15 protein-coding genes are annotated in these 17,419 nt (G+C 61.1%); 10 read left to right on the top strand and 5 right to left on the bottom strand.

Going from position 1 to position 17,419, the window contains the following annotated elements; genetic code table 11:
* Positions 1-5: 5 nt before the first annotated feature.
* Positions 6-818, bottom strand: a complete 813-nt coding sequence (locus BUC08_RS10965; RefSeq protein WP_037923861.1) for a UDP-2,3-diacylglucosamine diphosphatase — start codon at positions 816-818, stop codon at positions 6-8.
* A gap of 209 nt (positions 819-1,027) precedes the next feature.
* Between BUC08_RS10965 and BUC08_RS10970 the strand changes: the two genes are divergently transcribed.
* From BUC08_RS10970 to BUC08_RS10985, 4 genes are all read left to right on the top strand, one after another.
* Entirely contained in the window at positions 1,028-1,879 is an 852-nt protein-coding gene (locus tag BUC08_RS10970; RefSeq protein WP_200796206.1) for an NAD-dependent epimerase/dehydratase family protein, read from the top strand.
* Between the two features lie 340 nt (positions 1,880-2,219).
* Positions 2,220-3,092, top strand: coding sequence for a Hint domain-containing protein (locus BUC08_RS10975; RefSeq protein ID WP_051694099.1), 873 nt, complete (start codon positions 2,220-2,222; stop codon positions 3,090-3,092).
* Positions 3,093-3,256: 164 nt separating this feature from the next.
* A complete protein-coding gene (locus BUC08_RS10980) occupies positions 3,257-4,480 on the top strand; it encodes a tetratricopeptide repeat protein (protein WP_037923858.1) in 1,224 nt (407 codons plus the stop codon).
* On the top strand, positions 4,480-6,198 hold the full coding sequence (locus BUC08_RS10985; protein WP_037923856.1) for a glycosyltransferase: 1,719 nt from the start codon (positions 4,480-4,482) through the stop codon (positions 6,196-6,198). The genes BUC08_RS10980 and BUC08_RS10985 overlap by 1 nt, the downstream gene beginning before the upstream one ends.
* Before the next feature lie 10 nt (positions 6,199-6,208).
* On the opposite strand, the gene BUC08_RS10990 is transcribed toward BUC08_RS10985, so the two are convergent.
* The 4 genes from BUC08_RS10990 to BUC08_RS11000 all read right to left on the bottom strand — a co-directional run bounded on the left by BUC08_RS10990 (position 6,209) and on the right by BUC08_RS11000 (position 11,513).
* Positions 6,209-6,907: a hypothetical protein gene (locus BUC08_RS10990; protein WP_037923853.1), complete on the bottom strand. Its 699-nt coding sequence runs from the start codon at positions 6,905-6,907 to the stop codon at positions 6,209-6,211.
* Between the two features lie 111 nt (positions 6,908-7,018).
* Positions 7,019-7,156, bottom strand: coding sequence for a hypothetical protein (locus tag BUC08_RS24785; protein ID WP_169741845.1), 138 nt, complete (start codon positions 7,154-7,156; stop codon positions 7,019-7,021).
* 202 nt (positions 7,157-7,358) lie between these two features.
* Positions 7,359-10,502, bottom strand: a complete 3,144-nt coding sequence (locus BUC08_RS10995; protein WP_037923851.1) for a PAS domain-containing sensor histidine kinase — start codon at positions 10,500-10,502, stop codon at positions 7,359-7,361.
* Between the two features lie 234 nt (positions 10,503-10,736).
* Positions 10,737-11,513 carry a transglutaminase-like domain-containing protein gene (locus BUC08_RS11000; RefSeq protein ID WP_037923849.1) on the bottom strand — a complete coding sequence of 259 codons (777 nt, stop codon included), beginning with the start codon at positions 11,511-11,513 and terminating at the stop codon, positions 10,737-10,739.
* 269 nt (positions 11,514-11,782) lie between these two features.
* Between BUC08_RS11000 and BUC08_RS11005 the strand changes: the two genes are divergently transcribed.
* From BUC08_RS11005 to BUC08_RS11030, 6 genes are read left to right on the top strand one after another with little or no spacing between them, the layout of a single operon-like run.
* Complete coding sequence (locus BUC08_RS11005) at positions 11,783-13,450, top strand: phosphoethanolamine transferase (protein WP_224769684.1); 1,668 nt, start codon at positions 11,783-11,785, stop codon at positions 13,448-13,450.
* The gene (locus tag BUC08_RS11010; RefSeq protein ID WP_037923847.1) at positions 13,443-13,844 is read left to right on the top strand and encodes a diacylglycerol kinase; all 402 of its coding nucleotides are present in this window, start codon (positions 13,443-13,445) and stop codon (positions 13,842-13,844) included. The genes BUC08_RS11005 and BUC08_RS11010 overlap by 8 nt, the downstream gene beginning before the upstream one ends.
* A 16-nt stretch (positions 13,845-13,860) precedes the next feature.
* Positions 13,861-14,559 (top strand): phosphatidylserine decarboxylase, encoded by a 699-nt coding sequence (locus BUC08_RS11015; RefSeq protein WP_051694097.1) that lies wholly within the window; start codon positions 13,861-13,863, stop codon positions 14,557-14,559.
* Entirely contained in the window at positions 14,556-15,323 is a 768-nt protein-coding gene (locus tag BUC08_RS11020) for a CDP-alcohol phosphatidyltransferase family protein (protein WP_037923845.1), read from the top strand. The genes BUC08_RS11015 and BUC08_RS11020 overlap by 4 nt, the downstream gene beginning before the upstream one ends.
* Positions 15,304-15,960, top strand: a complete 657-nt coding sequence (locus BUC08_RS11025) for a response regulator (RefSeq protein ID WP_037923844.1) — start codon at positions 15,304-15,306, stop codon at positions 15,958-15,960. The genes BUC08_RS11020 and BUC08_RS11025 overlap by 20 nt, the downstream gene beginning before the upstream one ends.
* Positions 15,957-17,327: a sensor histidine kinase gene (locus BUC08_RS11030; RefSeq protein WP_037923842.1), complete on the top strand. Its 1,371-nt coding sequence runs from the start codon at positions 15,957-15,959 to the stop codon at positions 17,325-17,327. The genes BUC08_RS11025 and BUC08_RS11030 overlap by 4 nt, the downstream gene beginning before the upstream one ends.
* Positions 17,328-17,419 lie beyond the last annotated feature (92 nt).

Here is a 17,419-nt window from a genome sequence, read left to right on the forward strand (position 1 = left end):
CGGGACTATGCCACTTCCTTGTCTTTGGTCAGAGGTTCGGGGCGGCGCACCATGCGCCGTCTTGGGGGACGCGCGTCGCGGTTGCGCATCGTCTCGGCCCAGTCGATCAGCCGCAGGGTGCCGGTCATGTCCTCGACCACCGCCGTGCAGCTTTCGACCCAATCGCCGGTGTTGATGTAATCCAGCCCGTCGATCTTGCGGATGCACGCGCTGTGAATGTGCCCGCAAACTACACCGTCAAAACCATGCCGCCGCGCCTCGTCGGCCAGCACATGTTCGTATTCGCTGATAAAGCTGACGGCCTGTTTGACCTGATGCTTGGCCCATTTGGACAGCGACCAGTATTGCCCGCCCCACAGCCGTTTGATCCGGTTCAGCCATGTGTTCAGCCACAGCGCGAATTCATAGGCGCGGTCGCCCAAGTGGGCCAGCCACTTGGCGTTGACCACGATGCTGTCGAACTGATCTCCATGGGTGACCAGCAGCCTGCGGCCATCGGCAGTGACGTGGGGCGCGGTTTCCACCACTTCGACCCCGCCGAAATGTGTCCCCAGATAGGTGCGCAGCACCTCGTCATGGTTGCCCGGAATATAGAAAATCCTGGCCCCGTCATGCGCCCGCGCCAGCAGTTCCTGCACGACGTCATTGTGGCTTTGCGGCCAGAACCACCCCCGCCGCAGCCGCCATGCGTCGATGATGTCACCGACCAGATAGATCGTATCGGCCTGATTGTTCGACAGGAAATCCAGCAGAATCTCGGCCTGACATCCGGGTGTTCCCAAATGAACGTCGGAAATGAAAATTGTCCGGTGCCGCATTGACCCGTCCACGTCTGGTGTCTGTTGGCAGTGGCTTAGAGCAGCTACGCATCGGAAATGTGACAGTCGGCAAATTTCAACACGCGGCGGGGCAGGCCGCGCAACCGCAGTTGCATTGCGCAAGCGCTGCGCGGTAGTCGTTGGGGACATGCGGAAGGTATCATTTTGACAGACAACAGCCCGATTTCACGCCTTGGTCCGGCGCCCACATGGGCAATGTCTTGGGCCCGCGCACGATGAGCCGTATCCTGATCACAGGTGCCACCGGATTTGTCGGCCTGCCCGTGGCGCAGCAACTGGCCGCCGCCGGGCACGACCTGACTTGCGTGATCCGCACAGGCTCCGAGGCGCGGCTTGAAGGGTTGGAAGCCCGCAAGGTCACCTGTGATGATCTCTTTGCCCAAAACGCCGATTGGTGGGCGGAACAACTGGCCGAGATCGACACAGTCGTGCATCTGGCATGGTACGCCGAGCCGGGCAAATACCTGACATCCGAGCGCAATCTCGATTGCCTGACGGGCACGCTTGCCATGGCCAAAGGCGCCGCTGCCGCAGGTGTGCGGCGCTTTGTCGGCGCAGGCACCTGCTTTGAATACGACCTGTCGGCAGGGCACCTGTCTGTCGACACCCCCCTTGCGCCCGAAACCCCCTATGCAGCGGCCAAGGTTGCGGCCTTTACCATGCTGACCGCATGGTGCGCCACGGCCGAAATCGAATTCCTGTGGGCGCGCCTGTTCTATCTTTACGGCGACCGCGAGGACAGGCGGCGGCTGGTGCCGCAACTGCACGACAAACTGGCACGCGGCGTGCCCGTTGACCTGACCCGCGGCACCGCCCTGCGCGATTATCTCGACGTAAGGGACGCCGCCCGGATGCTGGTCAAGGACATCACCGGCACGCGGACCGGTCCCACCAACATTTGCAGCGGCCAAGGGGTGACCATTCGTAATCTGGCCGAAGGCATCGCCGACCAATATGGCCGCCGCGACCTGCTGAACTTTGGGGCATATCCTGAAAACCTCACCGATCCGCCTGTGGTCGTCGGGGTGCGCGCCGAATAGTCTCCTGGAAATAGCGAGATGTGCAATTCCTAGCGACGGATTTTGCAACTTTAAGGTGATATTTTGCAACGGTCCGAGCGTGCCCGGAGCGGTCGAAAACTCCCGCAGTGACGCAATGTCATATTGGTCTCGCAGCGCATTCAATCTTCACGGTGATGCGAAAATAAGTGAAGTATTACAGTTTTTTATGAAATGTATTACGCAGAAGGTCCTGCCGAACGCCTGGACGTCAGCGGATTTTCCTTGCTTGCTTGATCTAGGGGCCTATGCAACCAGATGTTGACGGCAACAAGGAATTCATAATGCCGCTGCAACAATTTACACAGGACGATTAACAAAAATGGCGACATTCGCGACGACCCATGCGGTTACCTATTCCCTATCCAATGTGCAGCCAGTTTCTGTACAAAACTCGACCGAAGTTGTCACAGATGGTGAAGCTGATACGACTTTCGAAACCGGTGACAGCTACACCAGCCCAACCAACGGCCAGATGAACTACATTGGAACAATGGTGATTGACGGTGTAACCTGGCCTGTGTTTTCCTATGATGCGTTTCCGGACTTTGTGTCTGTCTTCATGACACAAGAACCCGTGTCCGTTCCCGCGACCCCGGCGGTGAACTCGGGTGATACCTACGCTGTGCCCTGCTTTGCCAAGGATACGATGATTGCCACATCCGCTGGTGAAGTCGCCGTTCAGGACCTGAAGATCGGCGATTGCCTGATCACGGCAGATGGCGCTGAAACCCGTGTGAAATGGGTCGGCCACCGCACCATCATGCCGATGTTCGGTCTGGCCAAGCGCAACGAGCCGGTGAAGATTGCCGCAGGCGCGCTGGGCGACAATGTCCCCACACGTGATCTGGTCGTCACCGCAGACCATGGCATGATCCTGAATGATCTGATCATCAACGCGTCGGCTTTGGTCAACGGTTCTAGCATCCGCTTTGTGAAGCCTGCCGAACTCGACACCCACTTTACCGTCTATCACATCGAGACCACCGCCCATGATGCGATCCTGGCCAACGGTGCGGCCTCGGAGACATTCGTCGACTATCTGACCCGCCAGTCTTTTGACAATTATCAAGAGTATCTGGACCTTTACGGCGACGAGCGACCCATCACGGAAATGGACCGCCCGCGCGTCTCTGCCGCACGCCTGTTGCCGCCTGCAATCCGCGGATGGCTGGACGCACGTCAGGTCGCCTGATCTGACCTCAGCCCGATAGAAAGGCCCGGACCACCCCCTCGTGGTCCGGTTTTTGTGGCCAACTCCTCGAGCACATCGCATGCGCAGGGGTTGAGTCTGCGCCGCGAAACTGGAAACGTCCGGGGCAAAATGGCACTCCCGCTTTCCGCTCAGGTTCTCGATCCATGTCCGATGGCAACACCACAGACCGCAACTCCGCGCTGAAATCGCATCTGGTCGCGGCGCGTGATCTTCTTGTGGCACCGCACAGGCTGGAAGAGTCCGACAACCCGGTGCGTATGGGGGTCGTCGCGGCCTTGCGCAGCCTTGGCGCACACGCTCAGGCGATCCCGCTTTATGATGCGGTGCTGGCGACAGCGCCCGCGTTTCAGCCTGCCTTGATCGGGCGCGTAGACGCCAGTGTGGCAGCGGGTGACCTTCAGGCGGCCTTGTCCCATATCGCGGCAGCGCTCACCGTGATGCCTGCCGATCCGGCGCTGCTTTTGAAACAGGCCACGGTTTTGCGCAGGCTGGGGGAAATGGTTCGGGCGCAAAAGGTGCTGCGCACGCTGGCCGCTGATCCCGCAACCACGCAACACCAGAAGATCGCCGTCGCGCGTGGTCTGATGGCGGTCAGGGATTTTGACAGTGCCGACCGTCTCTTTGGCCAGGTTCTGGCAAAACATCCCAAATCCGAAAACGCATGGATCGGACGCGCCGACGTGGCTCTGGCCCTGGGCGACCCGCCGCTCGCAATTGCGCGATGCGAACTGGGGTTGGAGCAACTCGTCGGAAACAGTGCCCTGCAGCAAAAGCTGGCCAATGCCCTGCAACGGATCGGGCGCACCGACGACGCCATCGGGATATTGCAAACCCTGCTGCAGCGCGACCCGCGCAGTGCGACGGTTCAGTTCGCGCTTGCCGCTGCTCAGCGCGCGGCAGGGCGTACCGATGCGGCGGCATCACTTTACACAGATATCCTGAAACGATCCCCATCGCACCGTGGTGCCCTGACCGCGCAGATCGAAATGGCGCTGCTGGCCAGCGACATGGACGCAGGGCTGGCGGCATGCGATCTGGCATTGTCGCGGCTGGGGGCGCAGGACCCCGAGATTCTGCGCCGCAAGGGACAGATCCTGTTGCAATCGGGACAACCGGCCGAGGCCTTTGGCGTCCTGTCGGGCCTGCGAACCGAAGCCCCCGTCGCCTCGCCCGTGCACCTGCAAGCCGCGCGTGCCGCGCTCGACGCCGGAGAGGTGGGTCAGGCAGAGACAATCTTTAACGATATCCTGCGGTCTGATCCCACGAACGCCCAGGCCATCCTGGGGCTGGCCGAACTGGCCGAGGCGCGCGGTGATCTCAAGTCGGCGATGACCCTGCTGGAACACCACATCCAGACGGCGGATTGATGGACAGCCCAACCCCAAGCCCACGCGCTGTCGATCCGGATATCGTGCTCAGATACTGCGACCTTGCTCTGAAACTTGACCAGTCCGACCGCGCACAGGCAGTGCTGGAAAAGGCCACGCAGCGGCTTGACCACTGGACCTCGCCGCAGCTGTTGCGGCTGATGCAGGTGGCCGAAAAGAACCGCGATTTCAAATTGGCAGCCGCCGCATTCGCGCAGGCCACGGTGCGGGACACGGTTTCGCTGCCGCTGGCAATCTATGTGGTCAAACTGGCGCACACCGCCGCCGATGCAGACCTGTTGGCCAAGGTGCGCCGCTGGCTGGAAGCGCATCTGCCCGAAAACGAGATCGCGCGGTTCCGAATGCAAAGCGATCTGCTGCTGGACGGCCCCGACGTGGCGCTGGCCCGTGCCCGTGCGGCGCGGGTCAAGAGGCGTGCCCCGAACGAGGCTGCCGATCTGGTCGAGGTTCTGTTTCAGGCGGGCAAACGCAAGACCGTCTTGCGCTACCTGGGCTTTTGCCGCCGCCGTTGGCCCAATTCGTTCCGCTTCCTGGCGTTGCTGACCACCGCATACCAACGCTTTGGCGCGCCGCAACAGGCGCTGGACCTTCTGGCCGCCTCTGCTGACCCGCTCAGCGCGCGGGTGCTGCGGATGCGCCTGCACATCCTGCTGGAAAGCAATCGTCTGGACGAGGCCGACACGCTGATAACCCAGGCCGGCGACATCGGGGCCGCGTTGCTGAACCCGTTCCAGATGATGCGGCTGAAACTGGGCCGTGGCGAGATTGAGGCCGCCGACGCACTGGCGCGTGTGGTATCGTCGGGAATGGGTCGGGGCGGGGGCGCAAATTCCAAGTTTCGCGCCACCCACATCGGCGCACTGCTGAACGAGGCACAACTGTTCCTGCGATCAAATGACGGACTCGCCCCCGATATGTCGGAGGCGTTGGAACGGGTGTTTTTCCACCCCGCCAAACTGGCGCTGGACCGCTGGCAAAGCACTGTGTCGCGCGACGCGACACCGTCCGCTGCCTCCGACATTCCGCGCCGCATCCTGCAATACTGGGACGCGGCCACCATCCCGCCCGAGGTCGCGGCGGTCATGCAAAGCTGGCAAGACCTGCCAGGCTATACCTATCATCGTTACGACAAGCCGGCGGCCATCGCCTTTCTCAAGGACCGCTTTGACGCGGACCACGTAAGGGCCTTTCGCATGGCCAACAACGTGGCCGAGGAATGCGACTTCCTGCGGCTTTGCCTGCTGCTGGCGGACGGTGGCATCTATACCGATGCTGACGACATGCTGGTGGGCGACCTCGACGCCTTGCGGACGCTGGGGCGCGGCATGGTGCTGTTCCGCGAGCCTGTGATCGGTTCGATCGCCAACAACCTGATGATGGCGCGCGCCGGTCATCCGCTGTTGCAGATTGCCGTGGATATGGCGCGCACGTCCCTGCTGGCGCGCGAGAACGACAACACCTGGGCCAAGACAGGCCCCGGGCTGATCTCACGCGCGACAGCGGCTTATATCGCGCAGACGCCCGCCGATGAGGTGCCGCGAAACCTGTGCCTGTTGCCGGGCTATGTCGCCTCGACGCAGATACAGGCGCATGTGCGGCTGCCTTACAAGGCTACGCCCGCCTATTGGAACAGCAACGACGGCGCAACGCCGCCCGAGCTCAGCAAGGTGCTGCACACCATCGCCGCGACCGCCTGAGCGCGTCGGCTCAGAGTGCGGGCAGACACACGCCAACGTAATATTTGTTGGTCTGGTTCATCATCCGCGAGGGGCGGTTGGGCGGCCGACAGGCGACCACGGACAGGCCGTCGCGGTTGCCCGGCGCATAGGCGAGGCGCGCGCCATCCGGATCAAGGCTGGTTGTTTCGCCCGGGGCCAATGCCACGGTTTGCGCGCAAGGGGCAGGGTTCTCTTCGCCCGGTGCGCACAGGCCGACCACAATTGGAAAATCACACGTGTTGCTGAGTTGGCGGGGCTCTGTTTCGCCTTGTATCCCTTGAGCGCACTGGTTCACATCCGCCCGCAGCGCAAGCGCTGAATAGGACCCGGTCAAACGGTAGATCAGCGGCGGCAGGGCAAAGGCGGTAGCCACCGAAATCACCACCACCGCCCAGACGGGAATGCGTCGCGGGCGGTCTTTACGCTCGATCACGAATTGCAGGAAAACGGCCATGAACAGGCCCAGGAACACCATGCCTTCGGTGATTTCGGGCAGGAAGGAGATCTTGCGCCACAGGTTCACAACAATGTCGAAAACAGGGGGGCCGACATAGGCCGCAAGACAACCGACCAGCACAGAGGCCCAGAACGGCATCGGACGCGACGGGTCGCGGCGCACAGGCACATAACGGGACAGGATCACGGCCAGAAGGCCAAGAACAATCCCGCCTGCACTGATTTCCGGCATCCTCAACCCTTTGACATGATCCGCAGACCAGCCTGCCCGAATGCGCGGCCCTGCACAATACTCAGGTGTCAGGCGGATGGCCCCCTTCGGCGTGAAGGGGGCCGGGGGGTGTTACTTGGGCTTTTTGCCCCCGATCGACAGGTCGTTCTTGCCGGTCAGGGAATTGGCGGTCGCAAGAACCTTGGGCTTTTCCTGCTTGGGTTTCTTGGTTTCTTTGTTGCCGCGCTTGCTGTTGTTGCCTTTGGCCATGGAATGTCCTCCCAAAATGCAGCGATCCGGTGCCACAATGGCAGGGCATGGCTGCGGTCGATCATCGCCTGCCTGTCAAAAGGCCCGCGATGCAATCTGATCTGGTCGAGTGGTGTCGTGGCGTGATCGCGTTGGCGCGTCACGTGGTCGTGCCATTGATATATGCATCTTCAAGCGGAATTCGAGAGCCGTCAAATAATATTCAGCTTGTCGGAGAGATGCCCACAAGCGGCACCTTTATCCAGAAATCGCTGCCTTCTCCCACGACCGAGGACAGGCCCACCGTGGCGTTCATCTGCTCGGCCAGTGCCTTGGCAATCGACAGGCCCAGACCCGTGCCGCCAATGCTGCTGGAATCAGAGGAATCCACGCGGAAGAACTGTTCGAAAATCTGCTCGTGCAGCGCCTCGGGGATGCCGCAGCCTTCGTCGATGACATGCACGGTCACGTCGGTCCCGGTGCTCACCGCATCGACCGTGACCTTGCCATCGGGGGCCGAAAACTTGATCGCGTTGGAGATAAAGTTCGACATGATCTGCACGAACCGGCCCTTGTCGACCGATATCTGGACATCCGGCACGGGGCTGGCCAGCACCAGCCCGATGCCGTGGTTTCCGGCATAGCCCTGATTGTCGGAAATCACCTGTTCCAGCAGCGGCTGCAGCGCATGGGTGCCCATGTCGAACCGCATCTTGCCCGACAGCATCCGGTCGATGTCCAGCATGTCGTCAATCAGGCTGCGCAACCGGTCGCTGTTGCGCAAGGATACCGACACCATCTTTTTCACCTTGTCAGGCAACGTCCCGATCATGCCGCTGTCGATCAGCTTCAGCGATCCCTGAATAGAGGTCAGCGGCGTGCGCAATTCGTGATTGATGGTCGAGATGAATTCCTTGGTCATCCGTTCCACCCGTTTGCGTTCGGTGATGTCGCGCGCGATGCCGACAAAGACCTTTTGCCCGTCGCGCCGGATTTCGGCAAAGGCGAACTCCAGCGGAAAGTCCGCGCCCGACTTGCGCCGCCCCTGAATCTCGCGGGCCACACGCCTCTCGGACGGGTTCATATTCCGGTATTCCTCGATCAGCCCTGCCAGGTGCTGGGTTTTGCCACCCTGCAGCAGCACACTGAAATGCTGCCCGGCCACTTCGGATTGGTGATAGCCGAAGATGGTTTCGGCAGCAGCATTGAACGACAGGATTTCCCCCTGAAGATCAATGGTGATGATCCCGTCTACGATGTTGTCCAACACGGTTTCCGTGTGCTCGGCCAGTTCGCGGATTTCGATTGCGGTCTGCCTGTCGTCGGTGACGTCAAAGTTGATGCCGGTGATCCGCGTGGCGCGGCCCTGATCGTCAAAGACCACCCTAGACACGGCTTTGACAATCCGTTCGCCCCGGGTCTTGTGATAGATGCGGTATTCATCCTCCAGCACATGGTCCCGCGTGTTCAACACCCGTTCAAGCAACTGGTCATTGCGCGCCGCATCGTCGGGATGCACGACGCTTTTCCAGACTTCGGCAGTGATCGTTGTGCCCGGTGCGATACCAAAGATGTCGTAGACGGTGTTGTCCCAAAAGGTCTCGTCCGTCTCGATGTTCCACTCCCAGATGCCGATGTGACCGACGTCCAGCGCCAGCGCCAGCCGCTCCAGCGTACGTTCCAGCTTGGTCGCGTTCAGCTTCAGTTCGGTCACATCCGTGAGCACCGCCATATACCCGGTGAGCCGTCCCCGATCATCGTGCAGGGCGCTGCACGAAACTTCGGTCCAGAACTCTTGCCCGGTGCGCGTATAGTGCAAAAGCTCAGCCTCGAAATCTTCCTCCCGGGCCAACGCGGCGTTCATCCTTTGAACGGTTTCGGTGCTGGTTTTCGGACCGTAGAGGAAACTGGCAGGTGGCCGCCCCTTTACCTGATCCAATGCAAAACCGGACATCCGCGTGAAACCTTCGTTGACCCAGTCGGTGCGTCCGCGCAAGTCGGTGATGATCACCCCGTTGGTGGTCTGGCTGGCAACCTGCGACAACCGTTTCAACTGCGAGGTGCGCATGCGCACGCGATGCTCCAGAGTGTCTTTCACCTCGGAAAGCACCGTAAAGTCGCGGGCGATCTGCGCACTCATCTCCCGCAGCGAGGTCGAGAGCATCTCGTATTCCTGCACATTGCTTTTGGGAAAGGTCGGAGGGTTCTGGTCACCTGCGGAAATCGCCTGGCTGACCTTGGTGCTCAACTCTGCGAGATTTCGGATCGTGCGGGTCGTCACCATGCTGAGCAACTGCACCAACACGGTGGACGCGAGCATGATCATCGCCAGCGCCAGGATATGGTTGCGGCTGCTCTGGGTCAGCTTTGCCAGCAGGGGCGCCACGGCGCTTTCGGCGGCGATCACATATTGCGTGCCACCCAGCTCCAACGGCAGAAACCTGACATAGCGGCTGGCCGCAGTGCGTTGCAGCGCGGGCATATCGCCCGGCGGTTCCCATTGCTGCATTTCGATCTGCGTATCGACCGTCACCCCCGGCACGGTGTATATCGCGCCACGCTTGGCAAGCAGGTTGCCCTGAGCATCCAGAATGCAAACCGAGATCCCGGACGAGGTTTCGATCAGCGCATCGATCTTGGCGGCCGAGCGGTCCAGTGCGGCCTGCAGGTCTGCGATGCCCGCGTCACGCGCCTCGGTGTCCAGCAATTCCTCCCTGGTCAGCAGCAATACCAGTTGCAGCGTGTCCGACATCTTCTGTTTTTCCGTCGTGAGCATGTCTCGGCTGGTCAACACGATCAGCACAGCCCCGACCACCGTGACAAGGAACATCAGCACTGCGAAGACCACGCCGGTGTAAGACACGCTGAGCCTTGGGAAAAAGCGTCCAACCGGGCCAAGCGCCAGCCCGACCACGATGAACGTCGCAATCGAGGCGTTCATGACGCCATTGGCCGATTGCTTGAGCGCAATCATCACCGCCGAGTCAAAAGACAGATCCAGCGCCCCCCAGTAAAGTAAGGTGACCAGTGGCCCCCCCACGATCAGCCAAAAGGCCGCATCCGCCAGCACCAGGTTGTTGACACGACGAAGGGTCAGGGAAACGCACAGGATTTCCAGGCACATCACCAGCAGTGCATAGGGGTGGCCCCAGTGGAACCAAGTGTAAATCCCGGCAACCGCCGCCACGGTCAGTCCGGGCAGCAGGCCCAGAAACTGCAAGGCCAGCAATGCGGCGACCGATCCGAAAATGAACGACACCGAAAAGGAGATGGAAAGTTCGAAATAATTCCCGGCCAGCGCAGCGGCACAGAGCAACAAGGTTGCAATAAGGGTTCCGAAAGGGGCGGCTGAACTGCCTGATCTCATGGTGCGCGGTGCCTCGAAGCGTAAAATCTTTACGACAATTTTTATGGTCCTTCCGTCACATGCGGCAGGTGTGATCTGGATAATCACTTGGGATCGCGCCATGACCAAGGACATAAGTGCGCGTCGCTTGTAAAAACCGCTGAACTGTTGCCTGTTCTCGACGCAGGACGCTTTTCATCAAAACCGGCGGCCGGTGGCTGCAATCTGCTTGCGCAGGCGATGGCCCATTTATCGTTAGGTCCGCATCACCTGCACCGACTGGAACAACATTTCCGCGGGTGCCTGGGAATCCAGAAACGCGATGTCATAGGCATCACGCCCCACGGCGATCACGGCGGTGCTCTCGGCGTGGCACATGCCCGTGGCGTCGACCAGATGCCATTCACCGTCCAGCCAGACCTCGGTCAGGGCATGAAAATCGGGGGGCGTGACATCGGGGCTGAAGGCCGCGACCATCCGTGCCGGGATTTGCGCGGCCCTGACCATGGCACACATCAGGTGGGCGTAATCGCGGCACACGCCCTGACGGCCGGCAAAGGTTTCCAGCACGTTGGTGTCTGCGTCCGAACTGCCGGGAACATAGGTCAGGTTGTCCTCGATCCAGTTGCGGATCGCGGCAACCTTCTGACCGCCCGCGAGGTTGCCAAAGCGACGCTCGACAAAGGTGACGAACTTGTCCGACTGGCAATAGCGCGACGGACGGAGATAGGGGGCCACCGGCCCGGGGATCAGATGTGCGGGCACCGCGTCCAACCGTTCCAGCACCGCGGGTGGGCGGGTAATTTCGACCTGCGCTTGGTAATTCATGCTCAGTTCGGTCCAGGGCACCTGTGCCCAGATCCGTTCCCCCACATCCGAGTCGCCCGGGATGCGGTTGACGGGGATGTCGCCAAGGTAGAGGTTCTCGTACAGCACGGTCTGCCCGTCATATTTCGCGGCCTCGATGGCCAGGAAAATGGTGTTGGGTCGCATAAAGCGGTATTGCATGGCAACGTCGATCTGAATGCGCATCCTGTGTCCCTCTGGTCCGAAACGGGGCGGTCCTGCAAAGACCACGCAGATCCCCCGCAATCCCGCCTAACGCGTCGCCGCTGACGCCACAACGCGCGAAGCGCACGTATGGTCCGTTCGCCTGTGACTTAACGCGCAGCGCGGGATTTTCGAGCACAGTCGCCACGCGTCCCGCGAGATCTGCCCCAATCTGCACAAAAATCTTCCGTAAGCTTCGCGTAAGCTTCGGGTGGTCAACCGCGCACACTCAAACTGTGCGGAAGCCACCTATGACACGTCTTGAACAATTCAGAACCCGCCTGAACCAGCTGCGGGGCGCAATCGCACTCTCGCCGCTGATGCTGACGGTTCTGACCATCGCCTTTGTCCTTGTTGCCGACAACGGCACCTTCTGGTCCATCGGCACGCAGATCTTTTCTGGGCATCTCCTGTCTTTTGCAGGCTATATGCTGGCGGTGTTTTTCCTGACATTGGCGCTGTTCAGCCTGTTTGCCTTTCCCTGGACGGTAAAACCCTTCCTGATCTTCATTGTCCTTCTCAGCGCCGTGACGTCCTATTATGTCGACGCGCTGGGCGTGATCATCGACCGTGACATGATCCAGAACGTCATGGTCACCACGATGGCTGAATCGCGCCACTTGATCACGGTGGGTTTTGCAGCCCACGTGCTGATCTACGGCGTGCTGCCTGCGCTGGTGGTGGCGTGTGTCCAGCTCGAACCGCGCGGGCCCGTCCGCACGGCGGTGATGCCGGTTCTGACCTGCGTGGTCAGCCTGGCGCTTGCCGCAGGGTTGATGATGGCCGATCTGAAATCCTACGCCTCGATCCTGCGCGAACGTAAGGATTTCATGAGCAGCTATCAGCCCGGCGCCCCGCTGGTGGGGGCGATCCGCTATGCGCGCATGGTGTCACGTTCAACCAAGATCGACGTGGCCAGCATCGGCACCGATGCGCACAAGGGGCCGGCCTATGACCACCCCGCCAAGCCGATGCTGACGATCGTCGTGGCCGGTGAAACCGCCCGCGCGCAGAACTTCAGCCTGAACGGCTATGGCGTCGACACCAACCCCGAACTGGAAAAGCTGCCGATCATCAACTTTACCAATGCCCATTCCTGCGGGACCGCCACCGCTGTGTCATTGCCTTGCATGTTCTCGAAATACACCCGCGACGACTATTCCTACGAGAAAGGCATCTCGACCGAAAACGTGCTGGATGTGCTGGCCCATGCCGGCCTGAACGTGGCGTGGTGGGACAACAACACCGGCGACAAGGGCAACGCCAGACGTATCGACATGCGGTCCTTTACCAACGAACAGGACCCGCGCTTTTGCGATGCGGGCGAATGTATCGACGGCGTGTTCTTGGATGCGCTCAAGGCCTATGCCGACAGCATCACCGAAGACACGGTGTTGGTGCTGCACCAGATGGGCAGTCACGGACCAACCTACTATCTGCGTTACCCGCCGGAATTCGCGCGCTTTGCCCCGGCCTGCAACACCGCCGAGTTCAAGAGCTGCACGCCCGAAGAGATTACCAACGCCTACGACAACACCATCGCCTACACCGACCATATCCTGGCCCAGACCATAAACTTGCTGAATGCCCATGATCGGCTCGCGACATCGCTGATCTATATGTCTGACCACGGGGAATCGCTGGGGGAAAGCGGGCTCTACCTGCACGGCTCGCCCTATTTCATGGCGCCCGAGCAGCAAACCCATGTCCCCATGGTCCTGTGGATGTCCGACGCCTACAAGGACCGCTTTGGCATCGATGAGACCTGTGTCGCCGACCAGAAGGACAAGCTGCTGTCCCATGACAACCTGTTCCATTCCTTGTTGGGGATGCTGGATATCCAAACTGCCGAGCACAAACCCGATCTGGATATCTTCGCAGGATGCAAACTGAAAACCCAGGTGGCCGCAAATGAATAGCAAGACCCGGACCCCACACCAGATACCCGCCCGCGTCACAGGTGTGGCCCATCTGTTCGCCGCTGCGAGCTATTCGCTCGGCGGCCTACGAAGACTGTGGCAGGAGACCGCGTTTCGGCATATTGTGACGGCTCTGCCCGTCTGCTGTGTGCTTCTGTACGCGGTGGGCGCAAATTTTACCGACTACTGCGTCCTGCTGATCCTGTTTTTCTGCCTCATCGCGGTCGAGGCACTGAACACGGCAATCGAATGTATTGTCGACCATCTGGCGCCTCAATGGGAGGTGTTCGCGCGCGATGCAAAGGACCTGGGGTCCCTTGCGACGATGTGCCTGCTGTTTGCCAATGGTGTTTTTCTGGGCGCGGTCGTTCTACGGTCCTATGTACTGGCCTAAGTCCTGATCTGAAAGTTTGCTGATGAATATGCTGAAAATCGTCGCGGTCCCCATGCACAAAGAGGGCCGAAAATTCGTGGCCATCTTTGCCGCGATTGCCGTGGTCCTTGGATTGCTCTGGATGCCCCTGTTCTGGATTGGTGCGGGCGTGACCGTCTGGTGCTATTACTTTTTCCGCGATCCGGTGCGGGTGATCCCGCAACAGCCCGGTCTGGTGGTGTCGCCCGCCGACGGCATCGTGTCACTGATTCAAGAGGTCGTTCCCGAAGAGGGCCTTGGCCTGGGCACCGAGCCGCTGACACGGGTGTCGGTGTTCATGAACGTGTTCAATTGCCACGTGAACCGCGCGCCCATCGCGGGCAAGGTGCGGCACATCATCTACCATCACGGCAAATTCCTGAATGCCTCGCTGGACAAGGCCAGCATTCACAACGAACGCAACAGCCTGACCATCGAAGCCGCTGACGGCACGCGCATCGGCGTGGTGCAGATCGCGGGCCTTGTGGCGCGGCGCATCGTCTGTTTCGTCAAGGAAGGCGACAGCCTGCAGGTGGGTCACCGCTTTGGTCTGATCCGCTTTGGCAGCCGTCTGGATGTCTACTTGCCCCATGGCGTGTCGCCGCTGGTCAGTGTCGGACAAACGGCTGTCGCCGGTGAAACCGTTCTGGCCGATCTGGCCGACCCCACACGTCAACGCCCTGGTATAGCCGAATGACCGAAACACCGCCCCGCCTGAAGCTGCGTCATATCGTGCCCAGCATGGTCACGGTCTTTGCCATCTGTGCCGGCATGACCTCGATCCGCATGAGCCTGGACGGGCGCATCGAAATGGCGCTGTATTTTATCCTGATCGCGGTGTTTCTGGACGCCGCCGATGGCAAGCTGGCGCGCTTTCTCGACAGCGCCAGCCCGTTCGGGGCAGAGCTGGACACGCTGGCCGATTTCTTCAACTTCGGAATCGTGCCGGGCATTCTGCTGTACAACACGCTCTATATCGGCACGGCGGATTCCAACCTTGGGTTCCTGGCCTGTCTGGTGCTGGCAGTCTGCTGTGCGCTGCGGCTGGCGCGGTTCAACCTGTCGGCCAAGGCCACGGATGTCACGCTGAAAAAAGACGACCACTTTGTCGGCGTGCCGGCCCCCGCACTGGCCTGCCTGGCGCTGATGCCGGTGTTTTTCTACCTGCACGGCTGGACCGAAACCAACTTTCCGCTGCTGCGCGCGGCCTATATCATCGGTGTTGGGTTCCTGGCGATCAGCACGATCCCCACGATTTCGATCAAACATGCCAGCATCAAGCGTTCGCACCTGTCCTTCGCGCTGGTGGGCGTGGTGGCGCTGGTGGTGTGCCTGATGGTTTATCCGTGGCCCACGCTGATCGTGGCCAATTGCCTCTATCTGGCCTCGTTGCCCTATTCCTATCTCGCGCAGGAAAAGAGAAAGAAACGGCAGGAAGAGAATGCGCATCCTTCTGATTGAGGACGAGGCGGCGCTGGCCCGACCGCTCAAGGAGCATCTGGAGGCCGACCTGAACATGGTCGAATGGTTCCCGACGCTGGACGAGGCCGACGCCGCCATTCGCACCACGGATTACGACGTGGTGCTGCTGGACCTGCAATTGCCGGATGGTGACGGGCTGGCTTTTCTCAGCAAGGTGCGGGGCAGGGCGTTGCGCACCCCCATCATTATCCTGACCGCCCGCGACAAGGTGTCGGACCGGATCGACGGGCTGAACCGTGGCGCCGATGATTACGTGATCAAACCTTTCGATCTGGACGAGGTCAAGGCACGCATTCACACCGTCTGTCGCCGCAGCGCCGACCAGATCGCGCAAACCGTGCAGATCCGCGACCTATGGGTCAACCTGTCAGACCACAGCGTCACCCGCGACGGCCAGCCTGTGCGCCTGACCGCCAAGGAATGGGGCCTGTTCGAGGTGTTGCTGCGCCGAAAATCCCAGATCGTCCCCAAAGACAGCCTTGAAACCGCGATCTACGCCTACGGTGAAGAGATCGAAAGCAATGCGCTTGAGGCGCATATCAGCCGCTTGCGCACCAAGCTGGGCAAGGACCTGATCACCACCCACCGCGGCCTGGGCTATACGCTGACCCCATGACACGCCCCCGCAAAAGCCTGCTCCGGTCGCTGTTCCGCTCGCTGCTCTTGCCGGGGGTGGTGGTGATGGCGCTGGGGGTGTTCACCGTCTACCACGTGACACAGGACGAATATGACGAGCTTCTGGACGCCAGCCTGTCCAGCAAGGCGCATCTGCTGATCGAAATCATCGAAGAAACCCGCGCGCAGATCGCTGGCACCGATGCGTCCGAACAGGCGTTGTCCCGGCTGCTGGCCTTTGAGAACGACCAGCGTGCTCCGGCAGAGCGGGCGCTGTTTTGGTATCTCGACAGCGCCGGCGAGATTGTTGCGCAATCCGCCTCCTCCGAGGGGGTGGCCTTGCCCGCGCCCCTGGTTCCGGGGATCAGCACAGTACAGAACCGCCGCGTGGTCGTCCTGCACTCTCAGCGCGCGGCGGCGGGCACTTTGGTTGTCGCCGAGCCGCTGATCGAACGCACCGAGGCACTGACCGACGTGGTGATCGGCGTCCTCGTGGGCTTTGCGCTGCTGGGGCTGCTGTTCGCCATCGCCGCGTTCTGGGCGGTGCGCCGGTCGGTCGCGATGATCGGCAAGCTCAGCGACAACATCGCGCAAAAGAACGAATACAACCTGTCGCCCATCGACCGGAACAACGCCTTTGTCGAAATCACCCCCGCCATCGACACGCTGGATACGCTGATGTCGCGGCTGGACGTGGTGCTGGCCTCGGAGCGCGCCTTTGCCACCAACGCAGCCCACGAGTTGCGCACGCCCGTGGCCATCTGCTTGGCCCACGTCCAGCGCCTGCGCAGCCAGTTGGACGATCCGGCGCAGGTGGACAACGTGGCCGAGATCGAAGCCGGGCTGAAACGGTTGACGCGCCTGATCGAGCGCCTGTTGCAGATGTCGCGCGCCCAATCGGGGCTGGGGCTGAATGCGGTGGTGACGGACATCAACCCGGTGATCGCGCTGTTGATGGCCGAATTGCAACGCCGCAGCCCTGCGCCGGATACGCTGGTGGTCCGGCAGCCGACCGGTACATGGTCCAGCCGCATAGACCCCGACGCGCTGGGAATCATCCTGAACAACCTCTTCGACAATGCGCTGAAACACGCCTCGGGCCCCGAACCCACGGTCGTCGATGCCAGCCAGCCGGGCAAGGTGGTCGTGTCCAACGACTGCGACCCGCTCGCGCCGGACGACCTCGCGGCCATCAAGACGCGCTTCGTGCGCAAGGCCACGCTGTCTGACGGTTACGGGCTGGGCCTGTCCATCGTGCAGGACCTGTGCAGGCAATCGGGTGCGACGCTCGAAATCTTCTCGCCCCGCGCAGCAAGCGCACGGGGCTTTGCCGCCGTGCTGACGCTGCCCGGTCAACCGGCGGCCTGACAGGCTGTCTGGCCAAGTGCCGCAACGGCGCAAGCTGTGCCCGATTGAGTTTCCCCCGACTTGGCTGGCATGTATCGCTTCACCGCACGTTG

Source organism: Pseudosulfitobacter pseudonitzschiae (assembly GCF_900129395.1).
Taxonomy (GTDB): Bacteria; Pseudomonadota; Alphaproteobacteria; order Rhodobacterales; family Rhodobacteraceae; genus Pseudosulfitobacter; species Pseudosulfitobacter pseudonitzschiae.